This window comes from Massilia brevitalea (genome assembly GCF_030711405.1).
GTDB classification, from domain to species: Bacteria; Pseudomonadota; Gammaproteobacteria; order Burkholderiales; family Burkholderiaceae_D; genus Telluria; species Telluria brevitalea.
In genome coordinates this window covers 18745-43601 of record NZ_JAULSI010000043.1, presented here as the reverse complement: position 1 = coordinate 43601, position 24857 = coordinate 18745, and the positions used below count along the sequence as shown (strand labels likewise).

24 protein-coding genes are annotated in these 24857 nt (G+C 66.4%); 15 read left to right on the top strand and 9 right to left on the bottom strand.

Annotation, left to right across the window (positions count from 1 at the left end; genetic code table 11):
• The first annotated feature begins 337 nt into the window (after positions 1-337).
• The 3 genes from QWL29_RS22075 to QWL29_RS22065 all read left to right on the top strand — a co-directional run bounded on the left by QWL29_RS22075 (position 338) and on the right by QWL29_RS22065 (position 3910).
• On the top strand, positions 338-1573 hold the full coding sequence (locus QWL29_RS22075) for an RCC1 domain-containing protein (protein ID WP_305825008.1): 1236 nt from the start codon (positions 338-340) through the stop codon (positions 1571-1573).
• Positions 1574-1577: 4 nt separating this feature from the next.
• Positions 1578-2129: a hypothetical protein gene (locus QWL29_RS22070; RefSeq protein ID WP_305825007.1), complete on the top strand. Its 552-nt coding sequence runs from the start codon at positions 1578-1580 to the stop codon at positions 2127-2129.
• Positions 2130-2236: 107 nt separating this feature from the next.
• Positions 2237-3910 carry an AMP-binding protein gene (locus QWL29_RS22065; RefSeq protein WP_305825006.1) on the top strand — a complete coding sequence of 558 codons (1674 nt, stop codon included), beginning with the start codon at positions 2237-2239 and terminating at the stop codon, positions 3908-3910.
• A 185-nt stretch (positions 3911-4095) separates the two neighbouring features.
• On the opposite strand, the gene QWL29_RS22060 is transcribed toward QWL29_RS22065, so the two are convergent.
• Positions 4096-4965 carry an aldo/keto reductase family oxidoreductase gene (locus QWL29_RS22060; protein WP_305825005.1) on the bottom strand — a complete coding sequence of 290 codons (870 nt, stop codon included), beginning with the start codon at positions 4963-4965 and terminating at the stop codon, positions 4096-4098.
• Between the two features lie 111 nt (positions 4966-5076).
• Between QWL29_RS22060 and QWL29_RS22055 the strand changes: the two genes are divergently transcribed.
• On the top strand, positions 5077-5991 hold the full coding sequence (locus tag QWL29_RS22055; protein ID WP_305825004.1) for a LysR substrate-binding domain-containing protein: 915 nt from the start codon (positions 5077-5079) through the stop codon (positions 5989-5991).
• Between the two features lie 7 nt (positions 5992-5998).
• Here QWL29_RS22055 and QWL29_RS22050 read toward each other — a convergent pair whose 3' ends face one another.
• The gene (locus QWL29_RS22050) at positions 5999-6886 is read right to left on the bottom strand and encodes a LysR family transcriptional regulator (protein WP_305825003.1); all 888 of its coding nucleotides are present in this window, start codon (positions 6884-6886) and stop codon (positions 5999-6001) included.
• A gap of 117 nt (positions 6887-7003) precedes the next feature.
• Here QWL29_RS22050 and QWL29_RS22045 point away from each other — a divergent pair, with 117 nt between their 5' ends.
• A complete protein-coding gene (locus QWL29_RS22045) occupies positions 7004-7873 on the top strand; it encodes an SDR family oxidoreductase (RefSeq protein ID WP_305825002.1) in 870 nt (289 codons plus the stop codon).
• Positions 7874-7900: 27 nt separating this feature from the next.
• A complete protein-coding gene (locus tag QWL29_RS22040; RefSeq protein ID WP_305825001.1) occupies positions 7901-8374 on the top strand; it encodes an AtaL-like protein in 474 nt (157 codons plus the stop codon).
• Between the two features lie 3 nt (positions 8375-8377).
• On the opposite strand, the gene QWL29_RS22035 is transcribed toward QWL29_RS22040, so the two are convergent.
• The 3 genes from QWL29_RS22035 to QWL29_RS22025 all read right to left on the bottom strand — a co-directional run bounded on the left by QWL29_RS22035 (position 8378) and on the right by QWL29_RS22025 (position 9344).
• Positions 8378-8686, bottom strand: coding sequence for an MmyB family transcriptional regulator (locus QWL29_RS22035; protein WP_305825000.1), 309 nt, complete (start codon positions 8684-8686; stop codon positions 8378-8380).
• 92 nt (positions 8687-8778) lie between these two features.
• Positions 8779-9027, bottom strand: a complete 249-nt coding sequence (locus QWL29_RS22030; protein ID WP_305825010.1) for an MmyB family transcriptional regulator — start codon at positions 9025-9027, stop codon at positions 8779-8781.
• Positions 9027-9344, bottom strand: a complete 318-nt coding sequence (locus QWL29_RS22025) for a nuclear transport factor 2 family protein (RefSeq protein ID WP_305824998.1) — start codon at positions 9342-9344, stop codon at positions 9027-9029. The genes QWL29_RS22030 and QWL29_RS22025 overlap by 1 nt, the downstream gene beginning before the upstream one ends.
• Positions 9345-9528: 184 nt before the next feature.
• Here QWL29_RS22025 and QWL29_RS22020 point away from each other — a divergent pair, with 184 nt between their 5' ends.
• The 6 genes from QWL29_RS22020 to QWL29_RS21995 all read left to right on the top strand — a co-directional run bounded on the left by QWL29_RS22020 (position 9529) and on the right by QWL29_RS21995 (position 16961).
• On the top strand, positions 9529-10017 hold the full coding sequence (locus QWL29_RS22020) for an SET domain-containing protein (RefSeq protein WP_305824997.1): 489 nt from the start codon (positions 9529-9531) through the stop codon (positions 10015-10017).
• 18 nt (positions 10018-10035) lie between these two features.
• Entirely contained in the window at positions 10036-11241 is a 1206-nt protein-coding gene (pncB, locus tag QWL29_RS22015) for a nicotinate phosphoribosyltransferase (protein WP_305824996.1), read from the top strand.
• Entirely contained in the window at positions 11238-11783 is a 546-nt protein-coding gene (locus QWL29_RS22010) for a hypothetical protein (protein WP_305824995.1), read from the top strand. The genes pncB and QWL29_RS22010 overlap by 4 nt, the downstream gene beginning before the upstream one ends.
• A 99-nt stretch (positions 11784-11882) precedes the next feature.
• The gene (locus QWL29_RS22005) at positions 11883-14549 is read left to right on the top strand and encodes a bifunctional diguanylate cyclase/phosphodiesterase (protein WP_305824994.1); all 2667 of its coding nucleotides are present in this window, start codon (positions 11883-11885) and stop codon (positions 14547-14549) included.
• A gap of 103 nt (positions 14550-14652) precedes the next feature.
• Positions 14653-16113: a Ppx/GppA phosphatase family protein gene (locus tag QWL29_RS22000; protein ID WP_305824993.1), complete on the top strand. Its 1461-nt coding sequence runs from the start codon at positions 14653-14655 to the stop codon at positions 16111-16113.
• Between the two features lie 308 nt (positions 16114-16421).
• Positions 16422-16961 (top strand): REP-associated tyrosine transposase, encoded by a 540-nt coding sequence (locus QWL29_RS21995; RefSeq protein WP_305824992.1) that lies wholly within the window; start codon positions 16422-16424, stop codon positions 16959-16961.
• Positions 16962-17171: 210 nt separating this feature from the next.
• Here the strand turns inward: QWL29_RS21995 and QWL29_RS21990 are convergent, their stop codons facing one another.
• Positions 17172-17639, bottom strand: a complete 468-nt coding sequence (locus QWL29_RS21990; RefSeq protein WP_305824991.1) for a SixA phosphatase family protein — start codon at positions 17637-17639, stop codon at positions 17172-17174.
• Complete coding sequence (ppk1, locus tag QWL29_RS21985) at positions 17590-19770, bottom strand: polyphosphate kinase 1 (protein ID WP_305824990.1); 2181 nt, start codon at positions 19768-19770, stop codon at positions 17590-17592. Before ppk1 ends, QWL29_RS21990 begins: the two co-directional genes overlap by 50 nt.
• A 142-nt stretch (positions 19771-19912) precedes the next feature.
• Between ppk1 and QWL29_RS21980 the strand changes: the two genes are divergently transcribed.
• Positions 19913-20371: a DUF4019 domain-containing protein gene (locus QWL29_RS21980; protein WP_305824989.1), complete on the top strand. Its 459-nt coding sequence runs from the start codon at positions 19913-19915 to the stop codon at positions 20369-20371.
• Positions 20372-20401: 30 nt separating this feature from the next.
• On the opposite strand, the gene QWL29_RS21975 is transcribed toward QWL29_RS21980, so the two are convergent.
• Both QWL29_RS21975 and QWL29_RS21970 read right to left on the bottom strand, forming a co-directional pair.
• On the bottom strand, positions 20402-21478 hold the full coding sequence (locus tag QWL29_RS21975) for an L-dopachrome tautomerase-related protein (protein ID WP_305824988.1): 1077 nt from the start codon (positions 21476-21478) through the stop codon (positions 20402-20404).
• Between the two features lie 19 nt (positions 21479-21497).
• On the bottom strand, positions 21498-22628 hold the full coding sequence (locus tag QWL29_RS21970; RefSeq protein ID WP_305824987.1) for a DNA topoisomerase IB: 1131 nt from the start codon (positions 22626-22628) through the stop codon (positions 21498-21500).
• Between the two features lie 278 nt (positions 22629-22906).
• Here QWL29_RS21970 and QWL29_RS21965 point away from each other — a divergent pair, with 278 nt between their 5' ends.
• Together QWL29_RS21965 and QWL29_RS21960 are read left to right on the top strand one after the other, a co-directional pair.
• Positions 22907-23239 (top strand): helix-turn-helix domain-containing protein, encoded by a 333-nt coding sequence (locus QWL29_RS21965; protein WP_305824986.1) that lies wholly within the window; start codon positions 22907-22909, stop codon positions 23237-23239.
• Positions 23223-24476 carry a type II toxin-antitoxin system HipA family toxin gene (locus QWL29_RS21960; protein WP_305824985.1) on the top strand — a complete coding sequence of 418 codons (1254 nt, stop codon included), beginning with the start codon at positions 23223-23225 and terminating at the stop codon, positions 24474-24476. The genes QWL29_RS21965 and QWL29_RS21960 overlap by 17 nt, the downstream gene beginning before the upstream one ends.
• Positions 24477-24857: the final 381 nt, after the last annotated feature.

Genomic DNA, 24857 nt, shown 5'->3' with positions numbered 1-24857 from the left:
GGAGTCCATCACATTAGGGTGGGCACCCCGTGCCCACGCGGAACGCCGTCCATTGTTGGCCTGATTCGGTAACGCGTCGTGCGAAGGTCGAAACGTTTCGAATGATCATTCGAGACGCCAACAATGATTATCTGGCGCGGTCCTGATTGAGCCAACACCACGCCGGCATCCGCGTGGGCACGGGGTGCCCACCCTACGGTCGCCGTCAACGATCTCCCTTCGCGCCGCGGGTATGCCATCTGCACACCGCCACTGAGCCATGGCACAATGTGCATAATCGACAACAAATAACGACAGGCCGCTACCCGGCCAGGCGCACGGAGGCACACGCGTGACCATGATTTCCCATCTGCGCCGCTTGGCTGGCGCCATTGCCTGCATGGCGTCCATTGCCCACGCCTTGCCGGCCGCCGCACAACCTGCCGTTGCCGCTGGCCGCTACCATAACCTGGGCCTGACAAGCGACGGCCGCGTGCTCTGGTGGGGCACCGAGTTCGGCCACGCGAAGCGCGGGCCGCCCGTCTTCCCGCGCCAGGTGCAAGGCCTGCCACCCGTCGTGGCGGTAGCGGCGGGCTGGGAACACAGCAGCGCCATCACGCGCGACGGCAGCGTCTACGAATGGGGTTTCAGCCCCTACCGCATGCGCCAGGTCTACCTGCTGCAGCCCACGCTGGGGCCGTGCGTGGTTGCCGCCATCCTCAGTGGCGGGCACGGAAAAAATCCTTGCGGCGAAGCCGAAGCCGCGCGCAAGGAGCGCATGTTCGTCGAACGTCCGATGCGCATTCCCGGCTTGCCGCCGGCGGTGGCGATTGCGGCAAGCGACGCCGATACCGCGATCGTCACCCGCGACGGCCACGTGTACTGCTGGGGGGCGGGCGCCTTCCCGACAAAAATCGCCGGCCTCGAGCGCATCAAGGCGATTGCGCTCGGCCAGTTCCACGGCGTGGCCTTGCGCGATGACGGTGTCGTCATTGGCTGGGGCGGTGCGTCCGGCGGTGCGATTTCGTACCAGCCCGATCAGTCGGCGAAGCTCTGCGAGAACCCGGGACCGACGCCATTCTTCAGCGGCGCCATCGCCATCGCGGCCTTCGCCGACAGCACCTATGCCTTGCGCGCCGATGGCAGCGTGTGGGCCTGGGGCAGCAGCTGGAGCCGCGACCAGGCGCTGCCAAAAGACGCCAACCCCGACAACAAACCGGATGCCCTCGTCGCGCGCCGGATCGCCACGCTGGACGGGGCGGCGACGCTGGGCGGCGGCCGCGCGCCGTCCGCGCTGACCCGGCAAGGCCTGGCCGTGACCTGGTTCCGCGCGCTATTCCCCACGCCCGGCGCGCGCCGGCAGCCCAGCCTTGCCAACATCGCCTCCCTGTCTTCCTACTCCAGCATCCTGGCCCTGCGGCCCGACGGCTTCGTCTGCACGATGGGCGACAACATGTACGGCGCCACCGACCCGGGCGACAAGGAGATGGAGGTCCAGCGCTTCATGCCGGTTCCGCTTGGCGGCGGCAAGGGCGCGCTGAACCTGGTCGACGCCAGCCTGCCGCTGCCGGCCGATGCCTGCGCCAGCCAATAAACCGATGATCTCGACCACGATGACGAAAGCGACACCCAGGCCTCCACGTTCCTGGCTTTCCCGCTCGCTGCTGGCCTGCTTGCTGGCCGGACCCTGCAGCATCGCAGCCGCTTCCCCGGATGACGCCAAGCTGCGCTTCCTGTCCTGCGACATGCCGAACCCGGCGCCAGAGGCGTACAAGGAGGCAGTCGACTGGTTCAACGCGACCGCGGAGCCACTCGCGCGCGACCAGGGCCAGCGCATCGCCGGTCCCGTCACGCTGGGCCAGGCATGCCTGAGCAACGTGACGGTCGCAGGCGGCTTCGGGGTCGCCATGATCGAGGGCGACATCTGCAACAAGCGGCTGGAAGACTTCAGCGCCGCGCTGGCCGGCGCCGGCATCGCGCTCGACAAGGACCCGGACGCCGGCATGCCGGGGGTGGTGCTGGGCAGGAAGGGCAAGGAGATGCAGTATTTGGTGACGGAAGGCCGGATGGACCCGATGACCGGGAAGGTGGCGCCAGGCGCAACGCGGTATTCCTTCATCTGCATGGCAGCCTTCGGCGGCCCGCAATAAGCCTGGCGCTGCCGCCGCGCAGCCGTGGCACAATGTACGCAAACAGACAATAACAAGGCATGGCCGGGCCACCGCCCGTTTATCGACATCCGCGTACAGGAGACAGCATGACCCCTTACCAGCGTTTCGCGCAGGCGCGCGATTTCCTGCAACAGCACCGTAGCGACTACGACACCGCCTACGCCGGCTACCAGCCGCCCCAGTTCGACAACTTCAACTGGGCGCTCGACTTCTTCGACCAGGAAGCGAAAGAAAACCAAACGCCCGCGCTGTGGGTGGTGGAAGAAGACGGCAGCGAACAGAAAATCTCGTATGCCGACATGGCCGCGCGCTCCAGCCAGGTGGCGCAGTACCTGCAAGACTGCGGCGTCAAGCGCGGCGACCGTGTGCTGCTGATGCTGCCGAACCGCGTCGAACTCTGGGAAATCATGCTGGCCGGGATCAAGCTCGGCGCCGTGCTGGTGCCGACCACGATGCTGGTGTCGACCGCCGATTTGCAGGACCGCATGGAGCGCGGCGGGGTGAAGCACGTCATCGCCCAGGTGTCGGAGGCCCACAAGTTCGAGGGCATCACCGGCAACTTCACGCGCATTGCGGTGGGCGGCAGCATCGACGGCTGGCGCGATTTCAACGAGTGCCGCCAGGTGCTGAGCGTGTTTGCACCGAAGGGCGTCACCCGCGCCGGCGATCCGCTGCTGCTGTACTTCACCTCTGGCACCACGGCGCGCCCGAAGCTGGTGCTGCACAGCCACCAGAGCTACCCGGCGGGCCACCTGTCGACCATGTACTGGATCGGCCTGGAGAAGGGCGGCGTGCACTGGAACATCAGCTCGCCCGGCTGGGCCAAGCATGCCTGGAGCTGCTTCTTCGCGCCCTGGAACGCCGGCGCCACGGTCTTCATCTACAACTACGAACGCTTCAGTGCCAAGGCCGCGCTGGAAACCGTGCAGCGCTGCGGCGTGACCTCGCTGTGCGCGCCGCCGACGGTCTGGCGCATGCTGATCAAGGAAGACCTGAGCCAGTGGCAGCCGCCGCTGCGCGAACTGGTCGGCGCCGGTGAGCCGCTGAACCCGGAAGTGATCGAACAGGTCGAACGCGCCTGGGGCATCCGCATCCGCGACGGCTTCGGCCAGACCGAGACCACGGCGCAGATCGGCAATCCGCCGGGGCAGCTGGTCAAGCCGGGTTCGATGGGCCGCCCGCTGCCGGGCTACCAGATCGCCTTGCTCGACATCGACGAGCAGCCGGCGCAGGAGGGCGAGATCGCGGTGCAGCTGGATGCGCAGCCGATTGCCCTGATGCTCGGTTACGAGGGCGACGAGGAGAAGACGGCGGAAGTCATGCGCGCCGGCTTCTACCACACCGGCGACACGGCCACCATCGACGAAGACGGCTATTACTTCTACGTCGGCCGCAACGACGACGTGTTCAAGTCGTCCGACTACCGCATCAGCCCCTTCGAGCTGGAGAGCGTGCTGATCGAGCACGAGCAGGTGCTGGAAGCGGCCATCGTGCCGAGTCCGGACCCGGTGCGGCTGTCGGTGCCGAAGGCGTTCATTACGCTGCGCCAGGGTGTGGAACCGTCGCGCGAGCTGGCGCGCGAGATCTTTGCCTTTGCGCGCGAACGGCTGGCGCCGTATAAGCGGATTCGCCGCATCGAGTTCCGCGAGCTGCCGAAGACCATCTCAGGCAAGATCCGCCGCGTCGAGCTGCGCAAGGTGGAAGCGGCGCGCGACGACACGGCGACGGGCATGGAATTTCGCGAAGAGGACGTCGGCTGATCTTGTGGTGGAACGGTGGGTTCGAGCCGCACGCGGACCGACCCACCCTACCTACCGGGCGCCAATATCGTGGCGCTCGGATGCCGGTTTGTGTAGGGTGGGTTCTCGAACCCACCGGCACGGCGAGCCGCGTCGAAACGCGCAGTGGATGATCGCGCGGTGATTGGTGGGTTCAAGAACCCACCCTACGCCGTGCCGATGCGCTCCAGGCTTGCCATCGCTTCGTCCGGCAACACCAGGTCGGCCGCCGCCAGGTTCTCGCGCACATGCTTTACCGACGAGGTGCCGGGGATCAGCAGGATGTTCGGCGAACGGCGCAGCAGCCAGGCAATCGCCACCTGCATCGGCGTCGCACCCAGGTCGCGGGCCACATTCGACAAGGCATCCGATTGCAGCGGCGAGAAGCCGCCCAGCGGAAAGAAGGGCACGTAAGGGATGCCGTCGCGCGCCAGCGCATCGATCAGCGCGTCGTCATTCCGGTGCACGAGGTTGTACATGTTCTGCACGCAGGCGATGGGCACCATGCGCCGGGCTTGCTCGACCTGGCGCGGCGTGACGTTGCTCAGGCCGATGTGCCGGATCAGCCCTTGCTGCTGCATGTCCGCCAGCGCGCTCAGGGGTTCGTCGAGCGAGCCTTCCGCCGGGCCGTGGACGTCGAACATGACGCGCAGATTGACCACCTCCAGCACGTCCAGGCCCAGGTTGCGCAGGTTGTCGTGCACGGCCTGGCGCAGCTCTTCCTTCGAGAACGCCGGCAGCCAGGCGCCTGCCGCATCGCGCCGCGCGCCGATCTTGGTGACGATCGTCAGCTCGCCGGCGTAGGGATGCAGCGCCTCGCGGATCAATGCATTCGTGATGTGCGGGCCGTAGAAGTCCGAGGTGTCGATGTGGTTCACGCCCAGCGCCACGGCTTCGCGCAGCACGGCCAGGGCAGCATCGCGGTCGCGTGGCGGGCCGAACACGCCGGGGCCGGCCAATTGCATGGCGCCGTAGCCCAGGCGGCGCACAATGCGGTCGCCGAGTTGATAAGTGCCTGTGTTGTCGATGCTGGTCATGGTGTGCTCCGCTTGGTTGTCAGTGCAGCCACGATAAATCCGGAACGCCCGTATGACAATCCGGTATAGTCAGGATGGGTTGTACGCAAAAACGAACAATAAGGATGAGCGATGAAAGCCGATCTCGGTGACCTGTCCGCTTTCGTGGCCGTGGCGCGCGCCCGCGGCTTTCGCGACGCGGCGCGGGCGACCAGCAGCAGCGCCTCGGGCCTGAGCGATGCGGTGCGCCGCCTGGAAACCCGGCTCGGCGTGCGCCTGCTGAACCGGACCACGCGCAGCGTCGTGCCGACCGAAGCGGGCCTGAGTCTGCTGGCGCGGCTGGAGCCGGTGCTGAGCGAAGTCGAGAGTGCGCTCGACGTCGTCAACGGCTTTCGCGACACGCCCACCGGCACGCTGCGCCTGAACGTGCCGGTGAGCGCGGCGCGGCTGGTGCTGCCGTCCATCGTGCCGCGCTTCCTGGCGGCGTATCCGGAAATCCGCCTGGAAGTCATCGCCGACGAAAGCTTTGTCGACGTGCTGGCGGCCGGCTGCGACGCCGGCATCCGTTACGAGGAAAGGCTGGAGCAGGACATGGTGGCGGTGCCGATCGGGCCGCGCGTGCAGCGCATGGCGGCTGCGGCGTCGCCGGACTATCTGGCGCGGCACGGGCGGCCGGCGCATCCGCGCGAACTGCTGCAGCATACCTGCATGCGCGCGCGCTTTGCCAGCGGCGCGATGATCCGCTGGACCTTGGGGCAGGGCGGCGAGACGGTGACGGTCGACCCGCCCGGCCCGCTGCTGGTGCAGGTGGGCGGCGCCATCGACCTGACGGTGGACGTGGCGCTGGCCGGCGCCGGCATCGTGTACCTGTTCGAGGACTGGCTGCGGCCGTATATCGAAGGCGGCCAGCTTGAGCCGGTGCTGGAGCCGTGGTGGCCGAGCTTTCCCGGTCCCTTCCTCTACTACCCGGGCCGGCGCCTGCTGCCGGCGCCGCTGCGCGCGTTTGTCGATTTCATTCGCAGCGATGCGGCGCCGCCGGCGCCATGACGCGCCGCTAGGCAGCTCGGATGTGGGCCGCGAGTTCGTCCGGCGTCCCGAGCGGGAAGGCGGACTTCAGGTGATCGATGAAGGCCGACACGCGTGTGCTGAGCAGGCGGCGCGAAGGATACAGCGCCCAGACTGCGATCTCGGGTGCCTCCAGGGTGCCCCATTGTGCCAGGCGTCCTTCGCCAATATCGTAACTAACCAACGAGATCGGCAAGGTGGCAGCCCCAACCCCGGCCCGCACGGCGTCGCGTACCATGACCAGCGAAGACAGGCGCAGCACGGGGTCGACCGTGATGTCCACATCGTCTTCCTTCAAGGCCCATGACGTAGCACTTGCGGCACCGCGCACCACGGCCGGCACCGGCGCGCCGTCCTGCGGCCGCGCCAGCGCGGGCGGGGCGACCACCACCAGTCGGTCGCGCAGGAAGATGCGGCCGACCAGGTTCGCATCCGGCGCCGGGTTCACGCGGATCGCCAGGTCGTAGCCTTCCTCGACCATGTCCACCGGCCGGTCCTCGGTCGTGACTTCCAGCCGCACTTCCGGATAGGCGAGGGCAAACGACGCCGCCAGCTTGCCCATCGCGGTCTGCGAAAACAGCAGCGGCGCGCTGATGCGCAACCGGCCGCGCGGGGCGGCACCGCCCGAGGCCACGTCCGCCGCCGCCTCGTCGATCTCGCTCAGCAGGGCGCCGGTACGCTCGTACAGCGCTTGTCCTTCCTGCGTCAGCTTCAGCACGCGCGCGCCGCGTTCCAGCAGGCGCACGCCCAGGCTGCTCTCCAGTTCGGCAACGCGGCGCGAGAGCGTGGCTTTCGGCCTGCCGCTGGCACGCGCGGCGCGGCCAAAGCCCCCATGGCGGGCAACAAGGTTGAAATCGGCAAGGGCGAGCAGGTCCATAGGTGTTCCATGAGCGAGACAGTATGTCGAATTCTAACGGCTATCGCGTCGCCCGTGGGACATCTACCATGCAAAGCGTCAACCGACACTTTCAACCCACCCAAAGGAGTTCACATCATGACCATTCTCGTTACCGGCGCTACCGGCAATGTCGGCCGCAACGTTGTCGACCAACTCGTGCAGCGCGGCGCCCGCGTGCGCGCCCTGGTGCGCAACCCCGCCAAGGCGGACTTCCCATCGGGCGTCGACGTTGTGCAGGGCGACCTGCTCGACGTCGATTCCCTGCGCAACGCCTTCCAGGGCGTGTCGACGCTGTTCCTGCTGAACGCCGTCGTGCCTGACGAATTCACCCAGGCGCTGATCGCCCTGAACCTGGCGCACGAAGCCGGCGTCCAACACGTGGTCTACCTGTCGGTAATCCACAGCGACGTCTACCTGAACGTGCCTCACTTCGCCGGCAAGTTCGGTGTCGAGCGCATGATCGAGGCCCTGGGCTTCTCGGCCACCATCCTGCGCCCGGCCTATTTCATCGACAACGATGTCACCGTCAAGGACGTGGTGCGCAACTACGGCGTGTATCCGATGCCGATCGGTTCGAAAGGCCTGGCAATGATCGACGTGCGCGACATCGGCGAGATCGCCGCCATCGAACTGCTGCGCCGCGACAGCGCCGCCGGCCCGCTGCCGATCAAGCGCATCAACCTGGTCGGCCCCGACACCCTGACTGGCGCGGATGTGGCCGCAATCTGGACCGATGTGCTGGAGCGTCCGGTAGCCTACGGCGGCGACGACAGCGCCGCTTTCGAGCAGAACCTGCGCGGGTTCATGCCGCCCTGGATGGCCTACGACATGCGCCTGATGGCCGAGCGCTTCCAGAGCGACGGCATGGTGCCGGAAGCCGGCGACGTCGCGCGCCTGACCGAGATGTTGAAACGGCCGTTGCGTTCCTACCGCGACTTCGCTGCCCGCGTCGCCGCCTCCGCCTGATCACCGTTCAATAACAAGGAGTCCATCATGATCTTTTCGACTGCCACCGTTCCGGTCAACCCGGAAGGCGAAATCCCGCTGACCCGTGCCCAGGCCTGGGCCGGCCTGGTGCTGAAGGCGCGCGACGCCAGGCTGTTCCTGCCGCCCGGCCTGTGCACGCGCTGCGAGGTCGTGGAAGAGGGCAAGGACCACATCGTGCGCGAGGCCACCATCGGCGGCAAGGCGCTGCGCGAGCTCATCGCCTTCGAGGACAACGCAAAGGTCTCCTTTTTCCAGGCGGGCGGCCCGCGCGAGGGCGTGATCGTCAACGAGCTGTTCGAGGATGCCGAGGGCGCGCTGCAACTGCGGTTCTACTGCTATCTCGGCCTGCGCGGCAAAGCCCCAGGCAGCATCGAAGAACAGGCGGAACAGGCGATGATGGACAGCGACCAGGGCTACCGGGCCGCGCTGCTGTCGACCCTGAAGCGTACCCGCGAGCTGCTGGCGGCAGGCCGCCTGTGAGGCTCATGCCAGGAACCACTCCCGGCTGGCCGCATCGGCCGGAAAAAACGATTCCAGCCGCAGCTCGTGCACCGTCACATCGTGCGGCGTGCCGAGCGTGGTAATCGTGGTGAACAGGTTCAGCGCCACCCCATCCTTGCGCAGCTGCATCGGCAGGAAGGGCAGGGCGGCGCGCTCCAGGTTGGGCTGACGCACCGCCCCGGCGATACCGGGCAGGGCCATCAACTCGTCCAGCAGCCGCGTCGCTTCGCTGCCGGGACCATCGCCCATCGCCTCGCGCTGCACCCATTGAGGATGTGAAAAAATCGCCATGGCTGCGTTGCTTCGTCTTGCCGTACTCTCGTACTGTCTTCGACTCAGCGCCGGTAGGCCGTATCCCTTGCCCTGACGTTTTTTTCACATCCTCATTGCAGCAGGTCCGCCGCCACATCTTCCCAGTTCGCCAACCAGGGCCGCATGCCGTTCGGATCGAGCATCAGCTTCAGCACGTTCACCGAACCGTCGCGCGGGATGGCTGCGTCGGCCGGCATGCCGAGCAGCCAGCGCATCAGGCGCGCGGCCGGCGCGTTGTGCATCACCAGGTTCCACAGGCGGTCGACCACCAGCGCCGGGTAGGGCGCCTGCTGGGCCAGCATGAAGTCGAGTGCCTGCATCACCGCGCCCATCCGGTAGCCACGTCCATGCCGCGCACGACTTCGATCCCGTCCGGCGCGTGCAAGGTCCAGCCGAAACGCAGCACGTCGTGGTGGGCGTCGGGCGTGCCGTGCAGGGCAAAGCGGTGATCGGGGAAATGCTGCTGGGCGGCGGCGATCAGGGCGTCGATGCCGTCGTGGCCGGCGCCTGCCATCATCGGGTCGAGGTAGCGGGCGTCGAGCGTGAACAGGCGGGCGACCCGGGCGCGGCGCGCGGGCGCATCGCGTTCGTTCCAGGCGTCGAGGTAGTGGCGGGCGAGGGTGCTGGCGGTGTCCATGGTCTGCTCCGTTGGAGGTGGGTGAATGACGGACCCATTCTGGCGAAGGAAACGCGGCGCGGCGATTACCTCCCAGGTAATGACAGGGATGGCGTGCGAACGAATGTGCGGCACAAAACCGAAAATCGTACAATAATGGTAACAATGCTGTTCGAACACTTTGCCGCCCAATAATCACTCCCTCATGCCGACCACATCCTCAGCCAAGGCCGACCCAGCCTATGAAGTGAAGCAGTCCCCCGTCCACGGCAACGGCGTCTTCGCCAGCCGCCACATCGAGCCCGGCGAGCGCATCGTCGAATACAAGGGCGAGCGCATCAGCTGGATTGAGGCCACCGAGCGCGCCGCAAAAGCCGGCGGCCCGGTGAACCACACCTTCTATTTCAGCCTGGCCGACGGCCGCGTGATCGACGGCGGCCGGCGCGGCAACGAGGCGCGCTGGATCAACCATGCCTGCAGCCCGAACTGCGAAGCCTACGAGGAAGACGGCCGCGTCTACATCCATGCGCTGCATCCCATCGAGCCCGGGCAGGAACTGAATTACAATTACGCCCTCATCTACGACGAGCGCCACACGCCGGCCCTGAAGAAGAAGTTCGAATGCCGCTGCGGCACGCCCGGCTGCAGCGGCACCATGCTGGCGCCGAAACGCCGACAAAAAAAGAAAACCTGAAGTCCAAGGATCGCACCCATGAAGCCCATCGTTCGCAGCCTGCTCGAAACCGACCTGTACAAATTCACCATGTGGCAGGCGCTGCTGCACCGGCATCCGAACGCCCATGGCGAATACGAATTCCGCTGCCGTAACGAGCCGGCCTATCCGCTGGCCGAGCTGAAGGAAGAAGTCGAGCGCGAACTCGACCACCTGTGCGAGATGCTGTTCAGCGAGGACGAGATCAGCTACCTGCGCAGCCTGCGCTTCATCAAAAGCGACTTCGCCGACTTCCTCACGGTGTTCCGCTTCCAGCGCAAGTTCATCACCGTGGAAACCGACGGCCCGCACCTGCGCATCCGCGCCGTCGGCCCGGTGGTGCATGTGATGGGCTTCGAGATCTACGTGCTCTACATCGTCAACGAGCTGTACTTCCGCCGCTTCGACAAGGAACACGCCCTGCGCGAAGCGCGCGTGCGCCTGGCCGAGAAGGTCGAGCAGTTCCGCGCCTTCGAACTCGAACCGAAGCGCGCCAACAACTTCGCCTTCTTCGACTTCGGCGTGCGCCGCCGCTTCTCGGGCGAGTGGCAGGACGAAGTGGTCGAGACCCTGCAGCGCGAGCTGCCGCAGTTCTTCAAGGGCACCTCGAACGTCTACCTGGCGCGCAAGTACAACCTGGTGCCGATCGGGACCATGGCCCACGAATACATGCAGGCCTTCCAGTCCTTCGGCGTGCGCCTGCGCGATTTCCAGAAGGCGGCGCTGGAAGACTGGGTCCAGGAATACCGCGGCGACCTGGGTACCGCGCTCACCGACGTGGTCGGCATGGACGCCTTCCTGAACGACTTCGACCTCTATTTCGCCAAGCTGTTCGACGGCTTGCGCCACGACTCGGGCGACCCGATGGAGTGGGGTGAAAAAGCCCTGGCCCATTACGCCAGGCTGCGCATCGATGCGCGCACCAAGCGCCTGGTGTTTTCCGACGCGCTTACCGTGCCGAAGGCGCTGGCGCTGTACCGCCACTTCGCCGACCGCGTCATGCTCGGCTTCGGCATCGGCACCCAGCTCACCAACGACACGCCGTATAAAGCCATCAACATCGTCATGAAGCTGGTGCGCTGCAATGGCCAGCCGGTAGCCAAGCTGTCCGACACACCAGGGAAATCGCAGTGCAACGACGAGACCTTCCTGGCCTATTTGCGCCAGGTGTTCAACCATCCGGAGCAGCGCGGGGGCCAGCCATGAAGCGCACGCTGTTACTGTGCGCGGCGCTGCTGGCCTTGCCCGCCCTGGCTGCCGACGACGTCGCCGGCAGCATCGAGGGCGTCTATAAACGCCGCTTCATGAACACGATCAATGCCGGCGCCGACCGCCCGGCCGAACGCTACCTGGCCGAGGACGTGGTCGAGATCGTGCGCCAGGACGGCGACCACGTCTACCTGCGCGCCTACCTCGAATTCGCCAACGGCCATACCTGCAGCGTGTGGGGCATCGCCGGGCGCGAGGGCGAGGACTTCGTCTACCGCCAGCAGAGCATGCCGGCCGCGGGCGAGGCGCCGTGCACGCTGAAGGTGAACGTCAAGCCCGGGAAGATCGTGCTCGACGACCGCGATGCCGCCGGCGCCGCCACCTGCCGCGCCAAGTGCGGCGCGCGCGGCACCCTCAGCGGCTATACCGTCGAGCGCAAGGCGCGCCGGCCGATCCGCTACATGAACCGTTTGCAGGAGTCGCGCCAGTACCGCGAGGCGGTGAGCGAGTTCCAGGGGATGCAGCCGCCGCGCAGCTAGCGCGCCCGTCATCACGTCGTCACATTCCGGGCTTAAGCTGCGCTGCCCGCCATGGTGGCCAAGTGGCCAGCGGGTACAACCGCTGCCCCTTGACCGCGCATGAAAAAACCAGCCGCTCCCAGCCCGTCCCGCACCAACACCATCCTGGCCATCGTCTGGCCCGTCCTTGCCGTCCTCTGCGGCGCGGCCCTCTGGGCCGCGACCATCCTGCGCGCCGACGGCGACGCCGAGCGCGCGCGCCTGCTGCTGCTCAAGGAAGCCGATACCTACGCCCAGGCCTACGAGCAGTACGTCACGCGTTCGATCGCGCAGATGGACCAGATCACCATGCAGCTCAAGCACAGCTGGGAGCATGGCCAGCGCCAGACCCTGCTCGAAGACATGCGTGCCGACGGCATGTTCACCGACCATGCCTTCGTGGCGGTCGGCATCGTCGGCCCCGACGGCAAGCTGCGCTCCGGAACGCGGCGCAGCGGCCTGCCCGACACCATGTTCGACGCGGCTTACTTCACCCGGCACAGGAACAGCAATTCGAGCGCGCTGCGGGTCGACATCGCGCCCGCCGCCTTCGACGCCACGCGCGAAGTGGTGCTGTTCACGCGCCGCCTCGACCGGGCCGACGACGAGTTCGACGGCATCGTCGTGATGGCGGTCGACGCCGCCTACTTCACCTCCTTCGTCGGCCAGTCGACCCTGGGCGCCGACGGCCTGCTGGCCATGGCCGACACCGACGGCCGCTTCTGGATCGAGCAGGCCGGCGACGAGACCGGCCGTCCCGGCGGGCCGCGCGTGCTGGACCAGCGCAGCGTTGCGGCGCGCGCCGGCGGCCCGCGCCTGGTGCCGAGCGAAGGCTTCGTCGACGGCGTCGCGCGCGCCATGGGCTGGCGCGATTCGGCCGTGTATCCGGTGGTGGCGATGGTGGCGCTGTCGCAGCGCGACGGCAGCGCCGCGGCCCAGGCCTACTGGGAAGAGAGCCGCGACCGCGCCGTGGCCGGCAGCATCGCCCTGGCCCTGATGGCGGGCCTGGCCAGCCTGCTGTCGCTGCGGGCGGCGGGCCGGGCGCGCGAGCACGAAGCCGTGCGCCTGGCCTACCGCACCGCCACCGAAAGCGCCAACGACGGCTTCTACATGGCCGCCCCGGTGCGCGACCGCAAGGGCCAGATCGTCGACTTCCGCATCGTCGACTGCAACGAGCGCGGCGCCTCCTTCTACGGCATGACGCGCGGCGACCTGGTCGGGCGCGCGGTGTCGACCATGGACCGCGGCGCATCCGGCGCCGAGATCGTGGCCACCTACCGCACGGCGATGGCGACCGGCTTTTTTGAAGAAGACCGGCGCATGCCGGTCGATACCCGCCTCGCCTTTGCCTGGGGCCGGCGGCGCCTGGTGCGCGTCGGCGACGGCCTGGCCGTCACGCTGCAGGACATCAGCGAGCGCAAGCGATACGAAACCGAAATGGAGCGCCTGGCCAACCAGGACCCGCTCACCGGCCTGCGCAACCGCAGCTGGCTGCTGAAGCATGTGCCGACTTTGCTCGACGCCGCCGCGCGCGAAGGCGGCCTGGCGCTGCTGTTCGTCGACCTCGACGAATTCAAGCAGGTCAACGATACCCATGGCCATATCACAGGCGATGCGCTGCTGGTCGCAGCAGCGCGCCGTCTGGGCGCCCTGGTGCGGCCAGGCGACGAGATCGTCCGCTTCGGCGGCGACGAATTCGTGGTGCTGATGCGTCCGGCGCGCGACACCTTCCAGGTGGCGGCGGTGGCCGAGCGCATCGTGGCCGCTTTTGCGCGCCCGTTCGCGCTGGGCGAAGAACTGCAAGCCAGTGTCGGCGCCTCGATCGGCATCGCCATGTTCCCGCGCGACGGCGCCGATGCCGGCACCCTGATCAGCCATGCCGACATCGCCATGTACGCGGCCAAGAACGAGGGCAAGGGCCAGCACCGCTTCTACGACGAGAAGCTGTCGGGCGGGATCCAGAAGCGCGCGCGCCTGAAGCAGGAACTGCTGGACGCGATCGCCGGCAAGCAGTTCGTGCTGCACTACCAGCCGCGCGTCCACCCGGTGTCGAACCGCCTGCTCAGCATGGAAGCGCTGCTGCGCTGGCGCCATCCGGAGGGGGGCATGGTGGCGCCGGGCGAATTCATTCCGTTTGCCGAAGCCAGCGGCCTGATCGTGCCCATCGGCGACATCGTCATCGAGCAGGCCTGCGCCCAGCTGGCCGCCTGGCGGCGCCAGGGTGCGCGGCTGGTGCCGGTGTCGATCAACGTCTCGGCCTGCCAGTTCGAACGGGGCGGCATCGCCGGCCGCATCGCCGCGGCGCTGGAGCAGCACGCCGTACCGGCCGCGCTGCTCGAAGTCGAGATCACCGAGTCGGCCATGATGGACCACCGCGAAGACATCCTGGCCGAACTGGCAGCGCTGCGCGCGCTCGGCGTCAAGCTGCACATCGACGACTTCGGCACCGGCTACTCCTCGCTGTCGCAGCTGCGCACCCTGCGCATGGACGTGCTGAAGGTCGACCGCGCGTTTACGGCGGAACTAGATGGCGGCGGCGAGGGGCGGGTGTTCTTCGAGGCGATCGTCTCGATGGCGCATGCGCTGGGCATGGCGGTGGTGGCGGAAGGCGTGGAGACCGCGGCCCAGCTGCAGGTCTTGCGCGAGCTCGGTTGCAACGAGGTGCAGGGTTACTTCATCTCGCGGCCGCTCGGGGCCGACGACATCGCCGGGCGCTACCTGGCGCCGCCGGTCGAAGCCTGCGCCTGAAGCCAAGCTGAAACTGGGCTGAATTCGCGCAGGGGCCACGTTGCGTAGCGCCGCCCTCGCGCTTGCCCGATATACTTCCCGTATCACCTTTGGAAAGCACACCATGTTCGCAGCAGTGGACCTCGGATCGAACAGTTTTCGGCTGCACGTCGGCGAGCCGGCCGGCGGCGATGGCGGCGAAATACGTATCCTGCGCAGCGCGCGCGACCCGGTGCGCCTGGCCGCCGGCCTGCAGCCCGACGGGCGCCTGGGCGAGGCCGCGATCGGCATCGGTGTGCGCAGCCTGCAGGGCTTTGCCGCCATCCTGGCCGAATACCGGCTCGACGCGGTGCGCGTGGTCGGCACGAACACCCTGCGCGTGGCCAGCAACGCCGCCGAGGTGCTGAAGCAGTTCGAGGCGGCCATCGGTCACCCGATCGAAATCATCTCGGGCGAGGAAGAGGGCCGCCTGATCTACATGGGCGTGGCACGTGCGCTGGGCAAGCACGAGGCGCGGCTGGTGATCGACATCGGCGGCGGCTCGACCGAGGTCATCGCCGGCCATGGCGACAGCATCGCGCAGGTGGAATCCTTCAGTATCGGCACCCAGCCCCAGGCCGGGCGCTTCTTCGGCGACGGCCGCATCGCGCGCAGCGCCTTCCACGCCGCGGTCACTGCCGCCCGCGCCGTGTTCGAGGACGCGGCGCCGAACTACCGCGACTACACGGGCGGGCCGGCCTATGGCTCGTCGGGCACGATGCGCGCGATCGCCGACACCATCGCCAAAAATAACCTGGGCGACGGCCTGCTCTCGCTCCCCAGCCTGTACGCGCTGCGCGAACGCCTGCTCGGCTTCGGCCACGTGGACGCGGTGGCGCTGCCCGGCCTGAAGCGCGAGCGCGTGGTGGCGGTGCTGGGCGGCGCGAGTGTGCTGATCGGGGCGATGGAGGAATTCGGCGTGACCCAACTCACGGCCATCAACGCCGGCCTGCGCCTGGGCGTGCTGTCCGACCTCGAGCTGCGCTCGAAGCACCAGGACCGGCGCGCGCTGGCCATCGGCGACTGCATGCGCCGCTTCGGCGCCGACACTGCTCGCGCGCGGCGCGCGGCCGACATCGCGCGCCACTTTTACCTGCAGCTGGAAGCGGTGGATGCGAGCTGCCTGGATTATTTGTCGTGGAGCTGCCTGCTGCACGAAGTCGGGCTGGCGGTGTCGCACACCGGGGCGCACAAGCATGGCGCCTACATCGTCGAGCATGCCGATCTGCCGGGGTTTACCACGCGCGAGCAGCGCCTGATGGCGACGCTGGTGCTGGGACACAAAGGCAATCTGCGCAAGGTGAAGGAGTCGCTGTCCGAACCGGCGTTCGCGCGCATGGTGCTGGCGATGCGCCTGGCCGTGGCCTGCATGCACGCGCGCGTGGATGGGGAGCTCGATGGCGTACGGCTGTCGATGGGCTCGCGCATCGAACTGACCGTGGAGGTGGACTGGCTGGACCGGCACCCGACCCTGAGCGCGTGGATCGAGCGCGAGCGGCTGGCGTGGGAAGAGCTGGGGCGAAAATTCGTGCTGCGCGGGGTGTGATCGGTACGGATGCTGAACTTTGTCGGGGTGAATCGTGCCCATCCAACGTAGGGTGGGCACTTGTGCCCACGCGGTCTCACCATTCGACTATGGCGTGGCGTGAAAACCATCGTGTCGCTCGCGCCGCCGCTTTTGTTTCGTGGTAATGGTGCGCATCGGTACCATACCGCGTGGGCACAAGTGCCCACCCTACGAAAAGCGGTAGTCGATTCACCGCATATCGACGACGCTTCTGATCCGCCGTCCACAAATGCACGATTGACCAATCACATGAATGCATGCGTCCAGCGGTAATACGATGCCGCACCATGTCTCGCTACCGCCGCGCCATCGCTGGCTCCACCTTCTTCTTCACGGTCGTTGCGTACCGGCGGCGTCCCATTTTCTGCGACCCGGCAATACGTGCCGGCCTTCATCAAGCGATTCGCCTTGTGCGCGCTTCTCGGCCGTTCGTTATCGACGCGTGGGTGCTGATGCCCGATCACATGCATTGCATCTGGGCCTTGCCGGAAGGTGACGCCAATTATTCGAACCGCTGGTTCGCAATCAAGCGCTTCGTATCGAGCGGGGCGGGACAGGCCCTGCATGATGCATCTCTGTTGACCGCATCCCGCCGCAAGCATCGCGAGTCGACGATCTGGCAACGCCGGTTTTGGGAGCATCAGATTCGGGACGAGAAGGATTTCGAACGGCACATGGACTATGTCCACTTCAATCCAGTGAAGCACCGGTATGTGGGGCAGGTCAGGGAGTGGCCGCATTCGACGTTTCATCGGTATGTGCGGCAGGGTGTGTACCCGGAGGATTGGGGCGGGGCGCCGGGTATCGGCGAGATGTTGATCGAGTAGGGGGCAGGAGTATGAGTGCCGGGATACGGTGGTGTCTCCATCGGTACCATACTGTGGTCCGTAGGGTGGGCACTTGTGCCCACGCGGTATGGTACCGATGGGAACCACCACCGCATCCGGGCAGGCCATCGCCCCACGCGTCCCGCGGTCACAACCGGTGAGACCGCGTGGGCACAAGTGCCCACCCTACTAAAAGCGGTAGCGCACCAACTAGCGGAGCTTGCCGATCAGTTCTGGCCCCACGGCGAGTTTGATGAACGCCGGGTCGCCGTCAGGTTCGGGCTCCGGGCCGCGCAACCACAATACGGAACCCTTTCGGATCTTCCACGGCTGACTCTCGCCGGCCAGGATCAGCGCCGCCGTCTGCCCCAGCTGCGGCTGGTGCCCGACCAGCAAGGCCGGAAACCGGTGATTCGGCCACCCGCACGCCGCCAGCATCGCTTCCGGCGTCGACTCCGGCCCCAGGCCCTCGTGGATCGTGTAGCGCCGCCCCAGTCCATCGGCCGTCTGCACGCAGCGCACGGTGGGACTGACGAAGATGCGGCAGCCCTCCGGCAGCTGGCGGTCCAGCCAGGCGCCCATGCGCGCGGCGTGGCGGATGCCCTTCGAGGTCAGGGCGCGCTGCGCGTCAGGTTCGCCGGGTTCGGCTTCGGCGTGGCGCCACAGGATCAGTTCCATGCTTGGTTTCCTTGTCGGGTTCGCCCGGCGCGGCTGCGCCCAGCATGTCCATCAGCACCTGCTGCGCGCTGCACGGCGCCTGGCCGGCGCGCGGCTTGCGGCGCCGGTAGTGGCCGTCGCTGCCGAGCTCCCAGGCCGCCACGTTGTCCTTCAGGTAGGGATGCAGGCCCTCGCGCAGCACGCGCTTCTTCAGCGCCGGCGACTGCACCGGGAAGGCCACCTCGACACGGCGCAGCAAATTGCGGTTCATCCAGTCCGCGCTGCTCAGGTACACGTCGTGCTTCAGGTTGTTGCGGAAGTAGTAGACGCGCGTGTGCTCCAGGAAGCGCCCGACGATCGAGCGCACCTTGATGTTCTCCGACAGCCCCTTCACGCCCGGCCGCAGCGCGCAGGCGCCGCGCACGATCAGCTCGATGCGCACGCCGTCGTTCGAGGCGTCGTACAGCGCGCGGATCACGGTTTCGTCGGTCAGCGAATTCATCTTGGCGATGATGCGCGCCGGCTTGCCTTCGCGCGCAATGCCGGCCTCGTTGCGGATCGCGCGCACGATGTCCTTCTGCAGCGAGAACGGCGCCAGCCAGATGCTGGCCAATGCTTTCGGCCGCGTCAGGCTGGTGAGGTGGATGAAGACCTCGTTCACGTCGGCGGTCAGGTTGGCGTCCGCCGTCAGCAGGCCGAAGTCGGTGTAGAAGCGCGCCGTGGTCGGGTTGTAGTTGCCGGTGCCGAGGTGGGCGTAGCGGCGCAGGCCGGCCGGTTCGCGGCGCAGCACCAGGGCCATCTTGGCGTGGGTCTTCAGGCCGACCACGCCGTAGACGACCTGCGCGCCGGCGTGCTCCAGACGCTCGGCCCAGTTGATGTTGGCCTCTTCGTCGAAGCGCGCCATCAGCTCGACGATGACGGTGACTTCCTTGCCGCGGCGGGCGGCGCCGATCAGCGCTTCCATCAAATCCGAGTGCATGCCGGCGCGGTAGATGGTCTGCTTGATCGCCACCACCGCCGGGTCGCTGGCGGCGGCCTGGATGAAATCGATCACCGGCTGGAAGGACTGGAAGGGATGGTGCAGCAGCAGGTCCTGGCGCCCGAGCGAGGCGAAGATGTCGTGGCTGGCCAGGCGCACCGGGTAACTGGACGCGAACGGCGGGAACTTCAGGTCGGGCCGGCCATCGTTGTTGGCGATCTCCTGCAGGCGGCTCATGTTCACCGGGCCGTCGACCTGGAACAGGCGCGTGCGGTCGATGCAGAACTGCTCCAGCAAAAAGTCCGACAAATGCGCGGGACAATTGCGGCCCACTTCCAGGCGCACCGCGAAGCCGTACTGGCGGCTGTGCAGTTCGCTCTGCAGCGCCTGGCGCAGGTTTTTCACTTCTTCCTCGTCCACCCACAAATCGCTGTTGCGGGTGACGCGGAACTGCGAGCAGGCCACCACTTCGCGGCCCGTGAACAGGTCCGGCAAATGCGCCTGGATCACCGAGGACAGCAGGCAGTAGGAGGCGCCCGGCGTGTCGGACAGTTCGTCGGGCAGGCGGATCACGCGCGGCAGCACGCGCGGCGCCTTCATGATGGCGATGCCCGTGCCGCGCCCGAAAGCGTCCTTGCCCGAGAGCTCGACGATGAAGTTCAGGCTCTTGTTGATCACGCGCGGGAAGGGGTGGGCCGGGTCCAGGCCGACGGGCGTGAGCAGGGGCCGTACTTCGCGGTCGAAGTACTGCTTGACCCATGCGCGCTGGGCGGCGTTGCGGTCGCTGCGGCGCAGCAGGCGGATGCCTTGCTCGGCCATGCGCGGCAGGATGGTGTCGTTCAGCAAAGCGTACTGGCGCGCGATCAGGCGCCGGCATTCGTCGCTGGCGCGGCCGAGCGTCACGTCGAGGTTATCGGCGACGCCGTCCGGGCCGCCTTCGAGCTGCTGGGTTGCCAGCAGGCTGGCCACGCGCACTTCGAAGAATTCATCGAGGTTGCTGCTGACGATGCACAGGAAGCGCAGGCGTTCCAGCAGCGGCACGCGCTCGTCCTCGGCCTGGGCCAGCACGCGGCGGTTGAATTCGAGCAGCGACAGTTCGCGGTTCAGGAATGGGGCGCCGGCGTCCAGCGAAAGCGGGACAGGCAGCGATTCGGGTTGCACCTTCTTGTCCATGCGAGGCCACGGAGTGAGTCGAAGATGCCAGTGTAGGTAGCAAATATGACAGCATCGTTACCGCTGTATCGGCAGAGCAGGGCGCGGCTTCTGTTATCCTCGTGCTTGCATATCCTGCAAGCCACCAATCAAGGAGAACGACTTGAAAGCCATCGCCGCAATCGTGTTTTCCGCCGCTGCCGCGGCTGCCACCTTCGCCTCGCCCGCCCTGTACGCGCAGGACGCTGCGTCCCCAGCCGCTGCCCAGGCCGCACCCCAGATCGCCCCCGCTAGTGAAGCGGCCACCCGCTGGCTTGCCGTGATGGATGCCGGCAAGGCTGCCGAAGCCTGGGATGCCGGCGCGCCCGTGATGCAGTCCGCGATCACGCGCGACATGTGGAACAAGGTCGGCACCGACGCCCGCGCACCGCTTGGCGCCGTGAAGTCGCGCAAACAGACCTCGGCCAACTTCACCAAGACCCTGCCGGGCGTGCCGGAAGGCGAGTATGTCGTGATCCAGTACGCCACCGACTTCGCCAACCGCGCCGGCGTCACCGAGACCGTGGTCCCGATGCGCCTGCCGGACGGCAGCTGGAAGGTGACGACGTATTTGATCCGCTGATTCGTGATCCGCTGATTCGTGATCCGCTGATCAGCCTTTTGCGCTGAGCTTCCAGAGCTGGGTCGGCAGCGCCGGCGGCGCCTCCGGCTTGAAGAATGCGGAGTCCTGGATGTGCGAAGTGGTCACATACACCGTGCCGTCCGGACCCTGGCTGAACGTGTCCGGCCAGCGCAGGCGCTCGTCCTGCACCAGCGTACGGATGGCGGCCTGCGGGCCTTCGTCCAGGTTGCGGGCGCGGATGGCGTCGTGCTCCACCGACGTCAGCAGCATCACGTTCGTACCCTGCGGGATCAGCAGGCCGTCGGCCACGCCGTTCAGGCCGTATTCCTCGACGCTGCCTGATACGTCTCCGCCAGCCATGCCTGTCGTCTGCAGGACCTCGGCCGGGATGCGGTACAGGGTGTCGCCCTTGATCGCCTGCCAGTACAGGAACGCACCGTCGTTCGAGAGCTCGATGCCGTCGGCCGAGAACTCGACGCCGCGCCCGTCCGGGCGGCGCAGCACTTCGCCATCGGCTTTCACGTTCAACCCCTCCTTCATTTGCGTGGAATCGTCGCCGTCGAGCAGGCGCACCTGCTTGCCGCTCTCCAGTTCGACCACGATGATGGCGCCCACCACGCCGGAATCGGTGATGTAGGCGAACTTGCCGTCGGGGGCGAAGCGCACGTCGTTCAGGTAGGAGCCCTGCGGCGCGATGTCTTCGTCAAAGGCGATGGTGCGCACAGCCTTGTTGCTGGCCAGGTCGATCTGCACCAGCTTGGCGCCGCCGGACACCATGTGGCTTTGCGCCGGCGCGGCCGGGTCCAGCACCCACAGGCTGCCGCGGCCGTCGGCGACGATGCTCTGCACGCAGACCCAGTGGTCTTCGGGCGAGATGTCGTCCTTCTTCGCGTTGCGCCAGGCGTTCCATTCCTCGTCCGGATAAGGCTTGATGCCGCCGTCGGCCAGCACTTCGGCCACCGACACCGCGGTGTCCTCGGTCCAGCGTGGGAAGTTGACGAAGATGCGGTTGTCCTCGGACACCGAGACGCCGGTGACCTGGTGGTCGAATGCCGCGACTTGCTCGATGGTGAAGCTGCCTTGTTTGAAATCTGCCTGCTGCGTCATGGGTTTCCTTTCGATAGGGTCAGGCCGCCTTGCGCTGGCTGCGTGTTGGCGGCGATGGGTTTTCCTGTTCGTGTTTCAGACGTTGCTGCAGCATGGCCAGCACCGCTGCTTCCTCGGGCTGGAGCGCATGCAGGTCTTCGCTCAGATGCTGCTCGGTGCGCTCGCGCATGGCTTCCAGCACCGAGCCTTCCAGATAGGCGTCGAGCACGGCCGGGTGCACGTAGCACTTGCGGCAGATCGAGGGCGTGTTGCCCAGCTTTTCCGCCACCGACTCGATGGCGCGCACGATGTTCTTCTTGGCCTGGGTCTCGGAATCGAACTTCTCGAATTCCTGCAGCGCCAGCGCCGCCAGCACCGTGCCCGACCAGGTGCGGAAATCCTTGGCCGTGTAGTCTTCGCCGGTGATGGTGCGCAGGTAGTCGTTCACGTCCGAGGAATCGATGCTGTGGGTCTCGCCGTCCTCGTCGAGGTACTGGAACAGTTCCTGGCCGGGCAAATCGCGCGTGCTGCGGATGATGCGCGCCAGGCGCCGGTCGTGCACGTGGATCTTGTGGTAGACGCCGCTTTTTCCCCGAAACTTGAATTCGACGTCGCTGCCATCGACCTTCACGTGGCGGTTGCGCAGGGTGGTCAGGCCGAAGGATTTGTTCGTGCGCGCATACTCCTCATTCCCGACCCGCATCATGGTCGCTTCCAGCAGGTAGACGATGGTCGCCAGCATCTTCTCGCGCGGCAGGCCGGGCTGCTTCAGGGTCTTGTCCACTTCCGCGCGGATGGTTGGCAGGGCATTGCCGAAGTTGATCATGCGTTCGTACTTGACCTCGTCGCGCACGTTGCGCCACTTCGGGTGGTAGCGGTACTGCTTGCGCCCGCGCGCGTCGCGGCCGGTGGCTTGCAGGTGGCCATTCGCCTGCGGGCAGATCCAGACGTCGGTCCAGGCCGGGGGAATGACGAGCGACTTGATGCGTTTCAGGGTGGCTTCGTCCTCGACCGGCTGGCCCTTGGCGTCGAGATAGCGCACGGTGTCGCCCTCCTTGTCGCGGCGGATGCCGGGTTTACTGTCGTTCACGTAGCGCAGGCCGGCGGCTTTCGCGGCGGCCGGCGGGTCGGCGAGGGGGAGGGCGGTGTCTACGGCTGGGTCTGCGCTCATCGTGTGTACCGGTCAGGAGTGGTGCCTGGGACCGATCTTACGCTTTCCGTTTTTGCGCACTGTTCGGTACCGCACTGTACAAGACAGTACGAGACAGCAGACAGGCGTCTGCCAGTCGATGGGGTTACTCGTACCGATGCCGACATGTAGCGCTTTTCACACAATTATAGATAGCATTTTAAGCCTTTTAACCCATCAACTATATGCATGCGTATATCCGTATTTTTATTATAGAACTACTTTTATAGCCTATAATTGCTTATCTATGAGGGATCTTGATGCCAAAAAAGCTGCTCGATAATCAGGATTTGCCGAGTCTGGTTGCTGAACGCCTGAACGTCTGGGGCCGGTGTATCCATGCCCAGCGCCTGCGCCAGCGCGTCAAGGCAGCGGACCTGTGCAAGCGGATGGGAATATCGCAGGCCACGCTGCGCCGCCTGGAGCGTGGCGACCCCGGGGCTGGCATTGGCATCTACATGACGGCGCTGCTGATACTGGGCGTGATCGATAAAGCCGCTCCAGCCCTGGACCCGGTCTTTTGGCAAGACACCGGAAATAGGCGAGTGCGTAGCCAAGATGGAGGGGTGAAAACAAATGTTGATTACTTCTAAACCTTTGTTTGTCTATCTTCAGCGCCCCGATACGGGTGACTGGGTCACGGTGGGGCGTTACCAGGCCGGTAGCGAAGGCACTGGTTACTTCAGGTATGCGCCGAGCTATGCCGACGCCGGCCTCAACTGGGCAATCGATCCCTTGAACCTGCCCTTTCACCCCGACGTCGAGATTGCGGCGCCGCGCTATGGCGGCCTGCATGACGTGCTGCGCGACGCCTGTCCGGATGGCTGGGGCCAGGCTTTGCTGCGTCGTGAACACAAGCTTCCACAGAACACGCCGATGGCGCGCTACCTCGTTCTGGCCAGCAATGCCGACCGCTGGGGTGCGCTGGCCGTTGGTACGCGTCCGAAGCCTTCAGTGGCGGCGCTGGCCATCCCCAAACTGCCGCAGCTGCAACAGGTTGTCGAGGAACTCGCTGCCCTGAATGCGCAGCAGCCGCCCGTGCATGCGCGGCTGCGCCGGCGCCTGGTGGAAACCGCCAGCGTCGGCGGCGCCCGTCCCAAGGCCACGCTACAGGACGAAGACGGCGGCTACTGGCTCGTAAAACCCAGCCTCCCCAACGACGTGGCCGATATCCCGCGTTTAGAGCACTTCGCCCGGCAGTGGGGAGCTGCCAGCGGCCTGCGCTTTGCGCCCACGGTCCTGCACCCCGCTGCGCCAGGACAGGGCGGCCGCAGTGCCGTACGGGTACTGCGCTTCGACCGCAACCGGGAACGGCGTGCGATGTGCGTCAGCGCCGCCAGCCTGCTGCAGACCGAATATCCGGGCGGCCTGTCGAACGACCGCTGGAGTTATCCGCGCCTGGCCGAGGAACTGCGCTGGATCGGTGTGCCGGCCGAGGACCGGCGCGAATTGTTCGGCCGCATGGTGTTCAACGCCGTCTGCGGCAACGACGACGACCATCCGCGCAACCATGCCATTGTGTTCGATGCCGATGCCGATGGCGGCGGGTGGCGCCTGGCGCCGGCATTCGACGTCGTGCCAAATCCGGTTGAAACGCCAGCCTACCTGGCCATGCAGCTGTCGACCGGTCGTTTCGACATCACGCGCGAGGCGGTGCTGGCCGACGCACACCGTTTCGGCTTTGGCAACCGCGAGGAAGCGGCTGCCTGGCTCGATGCGCTGCTGGACCGGATCGGCGGCACCTTCGACGACGCCGTGGAAACGCTCGATGGCGCCTGGCGTCAGCTTCTGGCCGAGCGTTTGCAGTACAACCTGGCGCTGCTGAGATGACCTGGCTGGACTGGCTGCGCTTCGTGCTCCACCGATGCGAGAATCAGGCCTGGCATTTTTCCTCCGGCTGGGTAGCTGAAAGACAGCATTCCACCTCGTATGCATAACGCGCTTCGTCATTCGCGCCTTTTCTTATGCGCGCGCGTAATCGGTCAATAAACCTCCTTTTGCAGAAATTTTATATATACACTGGCCGCTGAGCTCAGTCAGTGACGTAGCCATATCGCACTCGGAAAAGTGATTGACCGGCTCGCCGCGTATCTAGTCTTTCGTCGTTCTTCAACCAAAAAAATGAAGGGGAAACGTGATGATCAGTTTGAAAAAAGCCTTGTGCGTACTGAGTTTTGGACTGGGGCTGGGCTTTTCCATGAATTCGTGGGC